This window comes from Streptomyces sp. NRRL WC-3549 (assembly GCF_000721935.1).
Taxonomy (GTDB): domain Bacteria; phylum Actinomycetota; class Actinomycetes; order Streptomycetales; family Streptomycetaceae; genus Streptomyces.
The window spans coordinates 23,737-30,000 of record NZ_KL585391.1; the positions used below are offsets into that span (position 1 = coordinate 23,737).

A 6,264-nucleotide genomic window follows, 5' to 3' on the forward strand; every position below is an offset into this window, starting at 1 on the left:
GTGTATAAGAGACAGGGCGACCGCCGCACGCCGCACAGGAAGCCCTCCCCTCTGCCGGAGATCCCCCGGCGGAGGCCCTAATCTGGGGCCATGCCCCGTTACGAGTACCGCTGCCGCCCCTGCGACGACACCTTCGAGGTCAGCCGCCCCATGGCCCAATCGTCCGACCCGGCCACCTGCCCCGCCGGCCACGAGGCACCGGCCGCCCCAGCAGGCGGGGGCGGCGGCGGTGGATGCTGCGGAGGAGGCTGCTGCGGCTGACCCCGCCCGTCGGCCCACCCACCGGAACAGGGTTCCCCCTGCCCGGGCCCGGCCCCGGGCGCCCCGTCGGCCGCTACTTCTTGCGGGACAGCGTCAGACCGTCCGCCACGGTCAGCATGACGCTGTCCATGCGGGCGTCCGCGCGCACATGGTCGTTGAACTCCTTGACCGCCGCCGCCGATCCGGTCGCCTCCGGGTCGGTGACGCGTCCGTGGAAGAGGACGTTGTCGGTGACGACGAGGCCGCCGGCCCTCATGCGCGGCACCAGCTCCTCCCAGTACGGGATGTAGTTGCCCTTGTCGGCGTCCAGGTAGGCCAGGTCGATGTGCGGTTCGGCCGGCATGGCGCGCAGGGTCTCCAGCGCGGGCGCGATCCGCAGGTCCACGCGGTCGGCGACGCCTGCCTTCCGCCACGCCTCGCTGCCGTACGCGGTCCACTCCTCGGAGACGTCGCAGGCGATCAGCGTGCCCTCCGGGGGCAGCGCCTGGGCCATCGCCAGGGCGGAGAAGCCGGTGAACGTACCGATCTCGACGATGTGCCGGGCGCCCGTCAGCCGGACCAGGAAGGCCAGCAGCGGCCCCTGTTCCTCGGAGGACTGCATCCCGGCGTGGTCGGGGAACCGGGCGCGGGTGGTCTCCACGAGTTCGCGCTGCACCGCGTCCAGCGGCGGGTTGTTCGCCAGCATGTAGGCGTACAACCCGTCGGTGATCTTGGTTTCGTTGCCTCGGGTCACGGTGGCTCTCCCTGATGCGTGCACGCCGGGTGAGGCGTGCACGCGAAGACGGCAGGACGGCCCTCAGTCTGCCGAAACCGGCGGGCCGCGGCCCCCTTCACCACGCCTTCGGCGTTCCTCCGCCTGCCGCCGTCCCGGCGGTCCGCAGGAAGCGGCGCAGGATCTCCTCACCCGCCGCGACACCCCGTTCCTCCAGCGCCTCGGTGTTCGGCGCGTCCCAACCGCTGTCGGCGAGTTCGCCGTGGGCGGGGCGCCACGCGCGGTCGGCGGCGAGCAGCAGGTCGGAGTCCAGCAGCGAGTCTCCGGCGGCGAGGGTCGTGGTGGCGCCGCACCGGCGGGCCACCTCGCGCATCGCGGCGCTCTTGGTGAGCGGTTCGGGCACGGCGTAGATCTTGCGGCCCTGAAGGGAGACGGTCCAGCCCCGGGGCCCGGCCCAGGCGGCGAGTTCCCGCACCCATTCCCCGGGCAGGGCCGCACGGTCGACCACGAGGTAGGCGAAGACGTCCTCGGCGACCCGTTCCTTGAGCAGCCAGGCAGGGTCGGCGGTGGCGAGGAGGTGGGCGCGGACCTCGGCGAGGGAGGCGCACTCCGAGGCGAGCCGGGCGGCGACCTGCCGCTGCCAGTCCTCGTCGGAGACACCGTCGACCAGGAGGTGTCCGCCGTTGGCGCAGATCGCGTACCGGGGAGGGGGGCCGGGGAGGTGGATGCGCCGGTACTGCTCCCGGGTCCGGGTCGTGGTGGGGACGAAGACCGTGGTGCGGGCCAGGGTGTCGAGGAGGGCGGCGGCCTCCTCGGTCATGTACGACAGGGGGGCCCTGCCGTAGACCTCGACGCAGAGCAGGCGAGGGGCCTGCTCGTCGTCCATGGCCAGCTGCAGGGCCGCCGCCGAGTAGATCAGGGTGCGGTCGAGGTCGCTGGCGACCAGCGTCACGGGTGTCTCGGGGCCCGGTCCGGACGTGGCGGGCCCGGCGTTCTCGGCGGTCACTTCTCCGTCACCGCCGAGACCGCCGTGCCGGACGCGCCGGTGGCACCCCGGGTGTACTTCGGGTGGATCAGCCCCACGCAGGTGTACGGCAGCTCCTCGACCTCTTCGACGGGGACCCCGCGCTGTTCGGCGAGCAGCCGTATGTGGGCGAGGTCCGCACCCGCGCCCCGCTTGGCGAGGATCTTCCAGGGGACCCGGCGCAGCAGCACCCGGGTGGTCTCGCCGACGCCGGGCTTCACGAGGTTCACGTCGTGGATGCCGTACTCCTCGCTGATCCGTTCGACGGCGGCCCAGCCCTCCCAGGTCGGGGCGCGGTCGGCGGCGAGCATCTCCTTGACCTCGGCGTCGACGGCTTCGGTGACCTCGTCGAAGCGGGCCGCGACCGTGTCGAGGAAGAGCCCGGAGACATCGGCGCCCGCGAGTTCACGGTAGAACTTGGCACCGTGGTAGTCGTGCGGGCCGACCAGGTCGGAACGCAGGACCGTACGGGAGACCAGCCCGGAGACGGTGGAGTTGAGGCAGGCGGAGGGGATGAGGAAGTCCTCGCGCGTCCCGTAGGTGCGGACACAGCCGCCCGGGTCGGCGAGTACCGCGATCTCCGGGCGGAATCCTTCGAACTCTTCCAGGGCGGCGGCGAGTTCGCGGGTGATGGCGCCCTTGCCGGTCCAGCCGTCGACGAAGACGACGTCGGCCGGGTCGTGGTGGGCGGCCAGCCAGCGCAGGGCGTTGGCGTCGATGCCGCGTCCCCGGACGATGGAGACGGCGTAGTGCGCCAGGTCGGTGCCGTGCCGGTGCAGGGCCCAGCGGCGCATCAGCACGCCGACGGGGGTACCGGCCCGGGCGAGGGAGACCAGTACGGGCCGGGGGCCGCGTTCGGCGAGCACCGTCTCGGTGACGGTGCCGACCGCGCGGGCGATACGGGCCGCCGAGGTGTCCAGGGACCCCTTGAACAGCTCCTGGTACTGCGCGGTGGGCTGGTACTCGACGGGCAGCGACTCGGCGTAGTGCGCGCCGCCGCTCTGTATCGCCTCCTCGCGTTCCTCGGTGGGCGCCTCCAGCACGGTGTCCGAGAGGTCCTGGAGCAGCCAGCCGACCTCGTCCGCCGCGTAGGAGGAGAAGGCGGGGCCCCTCAGGGGTGCGGACAGCATGGCGGCTTCCTGCCTCTCGACGGGACCTTCGGCGGGACTCTCGACGGAACTTTCGACGGGACTGCCGACGGGTGGGGGCGACGGGACGTACGAGGGGACGACGGCGAGCAGGACGCGGTCGGTGTGCGCGGCGAGCCGGTCCAGCAGGCCGCCGCGGGCGTGCAGGGCCGGGGTGTCGGCGGTGGAGTCGACGACGGCGACGTCGAAGCCGGCGCCCGCCACGTTGTACGCGTACCGCTCGCCGGGACCGTCGGCCGGGTCGTCATGGGCGGGGAAGACCAGACGGCTGCGGATCGCGTAGCCGGGGTCGTCCACGGCGAGGACGGGTGAGCGGGTCGTGGTGGAGTACCGCACCTCGGCGGTGGTGGCGTCCTCCAGGGCGGTGGCGAGCCTGAGGGGCGCGTACATCAGCTCCTCGAAGCCGAGGACGAGCACCCGGCGGGCGCCGTCCAGCGCTTCGGCGAGCCGGGCCGCCATGTCCGGCAGGGCGGCTTCCAGAGCGGCGCGGTGGACCGGGGTGAAGCCGTGGCGCCCGCCGTCCGGGACACCGGCCGGCCAGCCCAGCTCCACCCGTCCCGGCAGCGGGCGGTCGCCCCGGGGGCCCGGCTCCGCGGGCGGGGGGTGCTCCTCATGGGCGGCGACCAGGGCGCGGCCCTTCTCCAGGACCCCGTCCGGCAGGCGTACGGTGCCGCGGGCGCGGGCCACCAGGTCGACGCGGGCGCCGATCTCCTCGGCGAACACGGCGAGCTTTCCGCGGTCGGCCTCGGACCGCATGTCGACCAGCGCGACGATGACGTACCGGTCGCGGGGGTAGCGCGCGTGGAGCGCGCGGATCGTGTTCAGCACGGTGTTGCCGGTCGAGAACTCGTCGTCGACCAGCACCAGCGGGGCCCCCCGGTCCGGTGTGCTCAGCAGGTCCGCTCGTTCGGGGAGCAGAAGGTGGGAGGTGGCGTGCGAGTGCGCCTCCTCGAAGCCGCCCGCCTGGACGACGCCCTCGACGGGGCGGCGCGTGGAGTGGAGGTAGGGGGCCACCCCGATCCCGTCCGCGACCGAGTGGCCGAGGCCCGTCGCCGTCTCCGCGTAGCCGACGACGACCGCGCGGCGCGCCTCGGCCTCGCCCAGCAGGTCGCGCACCCGCTCGCCGAGCTCGTACCCGGCGTCGTGGACGGCCGAGGGGCGTTGCGGCACGTGCTTGCCCAGGACGTTCGAGACCAGCAGGTGGGCGCGTTTCGGGTTGCGCCGCAGGGCCAGGCCCAGCAGCTCTCGGAGCTCCCCGTCCCCGACGAGTTCCACTCCCAGCCGTTCGGCGACCCAGTCGCCCGACCACTCCACGTCCACTGCCTCTTCTCTTCGAACCGTCCGTGCCGATGTCCGTCCGCCCACGGCGGCGCTCAGTCCGCCAGCCCCGCGGCCAGGAGTTCCACGAATCCGACGTCCTCCCGCGCCACACCGAACACCTCGGCCCGGCGCAGGGTGCGCTCGGCCCAGGCGCGGTGCGGCTTCACCTCGTTCATCTTGTTCGTGTACGCGGAGCGCAGCACCCCGCCGCCGTTCCGCTCGGGTCGCAGGATGTCCTGGGCGTCCGTGTACTCCTCGTGGCTGACGACCGACAGCGCGTGCACGGGCTGGACGTGCGAGGGGTGGATGCAGGTCTTGCCGAGGAGGCCGTTGGCGCGGTCCAGCTCGATCTCGCGCAGCAGCCCGTCCAGGTCGTGCTCGATGAGCGCGGTGCGCAGTTCGTCGGCCGCCCGCCCCATGAAGGGGCTGCGGCGCAACTGCGGCTTGAACATGCGTTCCTGGAGGCGGAAGTACTCCCAGACGGGGCCGGTGATGGTGAACCCGGTGCCGTCGGAGCGGCCCAGCACGTTGACGACGTCGCCGATGACGGAGCCGACGATCTGGACGTCGTACGCCGTCATGTCCGGGGACCGGCGCAGCCCGTACGCCGAGCAGAAGTCGGTGACGCCGAGACGCAGGGCGAGGACGCGGTCGCGGTAGGTGTCGACGGTGCGGGCGATGCCCCGGAGCGTCTCGGCCCGGCTCTCCAGGTGGAGCAGCTCGGGGGATTCCAGGACCGGCATCGCGAAGAGCCGGTGCCCGCTCGCCGATTCGGCCTCGGCGAGTGCCTCCAGGAACAGCTCTCCCCGGTGTTCGGTGAATTTAGGAAGTACGAATCCGGACAACCACCGCACCGAATCGCCGAGCCGCTTGACGAGGTCGGGGATCTGGCCGGGCTCGCGGACCCTGATGAAGAGCAGCGGCGTCTCGGCGGCCCGCTCCCCGAGCTCCGCGAACTGCCGTACGAGATTGGCCTCGGCGCCGGCCACTTCGGAGTCGTCGATGGAATCCTCCAGGCAGAGCACCATGGAGACCACTCCGCGCGCCGCCTGCTTGCTCACGTCGTCGGCGAGCCGCGGCCGGGTCGCGGGGCTGTAGAGGGTGGCGCCGAGGGCTGCCGAAAGCACCTCGGGCGGGGAGTCCGCACCGAATGCGCAGGGCTCCTTGAAGAACAGGCCCTCGCGGACGACGGGCGGGATGTGCCCGAAATGACGCATGTGAATCCCCCGTACTACCTGAAGACCTGAGAACGTATGGCCGGTAATAGTACGTTCGGACGGGTGTCGCTGGTTCCCCGACCGCGTGAACTTCGGGTGACCCGGACATTCCGGAGCCCCTCGCGGCGTGTTCGTCCGCGCCCTCCCGACGGGCTCCTGGCCTACTGGTCCGTACCCCCACGTTGTCCGCGAGGGCCACCAGCAGGCAGGATGAACGGCATGACGCACGCGATGCTGAAGGGCTCGAACGTCCCCCTCGACGCCATGGCCGTACGGGCCGTGCTGCGCTGGACCCCGGGGCCCGGGGTCCCGGACGTGGACGTCTCGGCCCTGCTCCTCGGTGCCTCGGGGCAGGTGCGTTCCGACGAGGACTTCGTCTTCTACAACCAGCCCCGGCATCCGTCCGGTCTGGTGCGGCGGCTGCCCAAGCGCAGCGTCCCCGAGGGGCTCACGGACACCATCGAGGCCGACCTCGCGGCGCTCGACCCCTCCGTGGACCAGGTGGTCATCGCGGCCTCCTGCGACGAGGCCGGCTTCGAGCACGTCAGCGACCTGCGGATATCGCTGTACGACGCGGCCTCG

The 6,264-nt window shown here is 72.5% G+C and carries 6 protein-coding genes; 2 read left to right on the plus strand and 4 right to left on the minus strand.

What is annotated here, in order from left to right; genetic code table 11:
- The first annotated feature begins 90 nt into the window (after positions 1-90).
- Complete coding sequence (locus tag IH13_RS40610; RefSeq protein WP_082317547.1) at positions 91-261, plus strand: FmdB family zinc ribbon protein; 171 nt, start codon at positions 91-93, stop codon at positions 259-261.
- A gap of 73 nt (positions 262-334) precedes the next feature.
- Here the strand turns inward: IH13_RS40610 and IH13_RS0108590 are convergent, their stop codons facing one another.
- The 4 genes from IH13_RS0108590 to IH13_RS0108605 all read right to left on the minus strand — a co-directional run bounded on the left by IH13_RS0108590 (position 335) and on the right by IH13_RS0108605 (position 5,682).
- Positions 335-994, minus strand: coding sequence for an O-methyltransferase (locus IH13_RS0108590; protein ID WP_031082540.1), 660 nt, complete (start codon positions 992-994; stop codon positions 335-337).
- Between the two features lie 97 nt (positions 995-1,091).
- Positions 1,092-1,979: an HAD family hydrolase gene (locus tag IH13_RS0108595; RefSeq protein WP_051835804.1), complete on the minus strand. Its 888-nt coding sequence runs from the start codon at positions 1,977-1,979 to the stop codon at positions 1,092-1,094.
- The gene (locus IH13_RS0108600) at positions 1,976-4,465 is read right to left on the minus strand and encodes a phosphoribosyltransferase (protein ID WP_031082544.1); all 2,490 of its coding nucleotides are present in this window, start codon (positions 4,463-4,465) and stop codon (positions 1,976-1,978) included. Before IH13_RS0108600 ends, IH13_RS0108595 begins: the two co-directional genes overlap by 4 nt.
- Before the next feature lie 53 nt (positions 4,466-4,518).
- Positions 4,519-5,682: an HpcH/HpaI aldolase/citrate lyase family protein gene (locus IH13_RS0108605; RefSeq protein ID WP_031082546.1), complete on the minus strand. Its 1,164-nt coding sequence runs from the start codon at positions 5,680-5,682 to the stop codon at positions 4,519-4,521.
- 219 nt (positions 5,683-5,901) lie between these two features.
- On the opposite strand from IH13_RS0108605, the gene IH13_RS0108610 reads away from it, so the two are divergent.
- Positions 5,902-6,264, plus strand: a 363-nt coding sequence (locus tag IH13_RS0108610) for a TerD family protein (RefSeq protein WP_031082548.1), incomplete at its 3' end; no start/stop codon positions are given.

Bases quoted from the DNA above. Each gene is read 5' to 3' on its own strand.
- IH13_RS40610 (WP_082317547.1), top strand. From the start codon at position 91: ATGCCCCGTTACGAGTACCGCTGCCGCCCCTGCGACGACACCTTCGAG.
- IH13_RS0108605 (WP_031082546.1), bottom strand. From the start codon at position 5,682: ATGCGTCATTTCGGGCACATCCCGCCCGTCGTCCGCGAGGGCCTGTTC.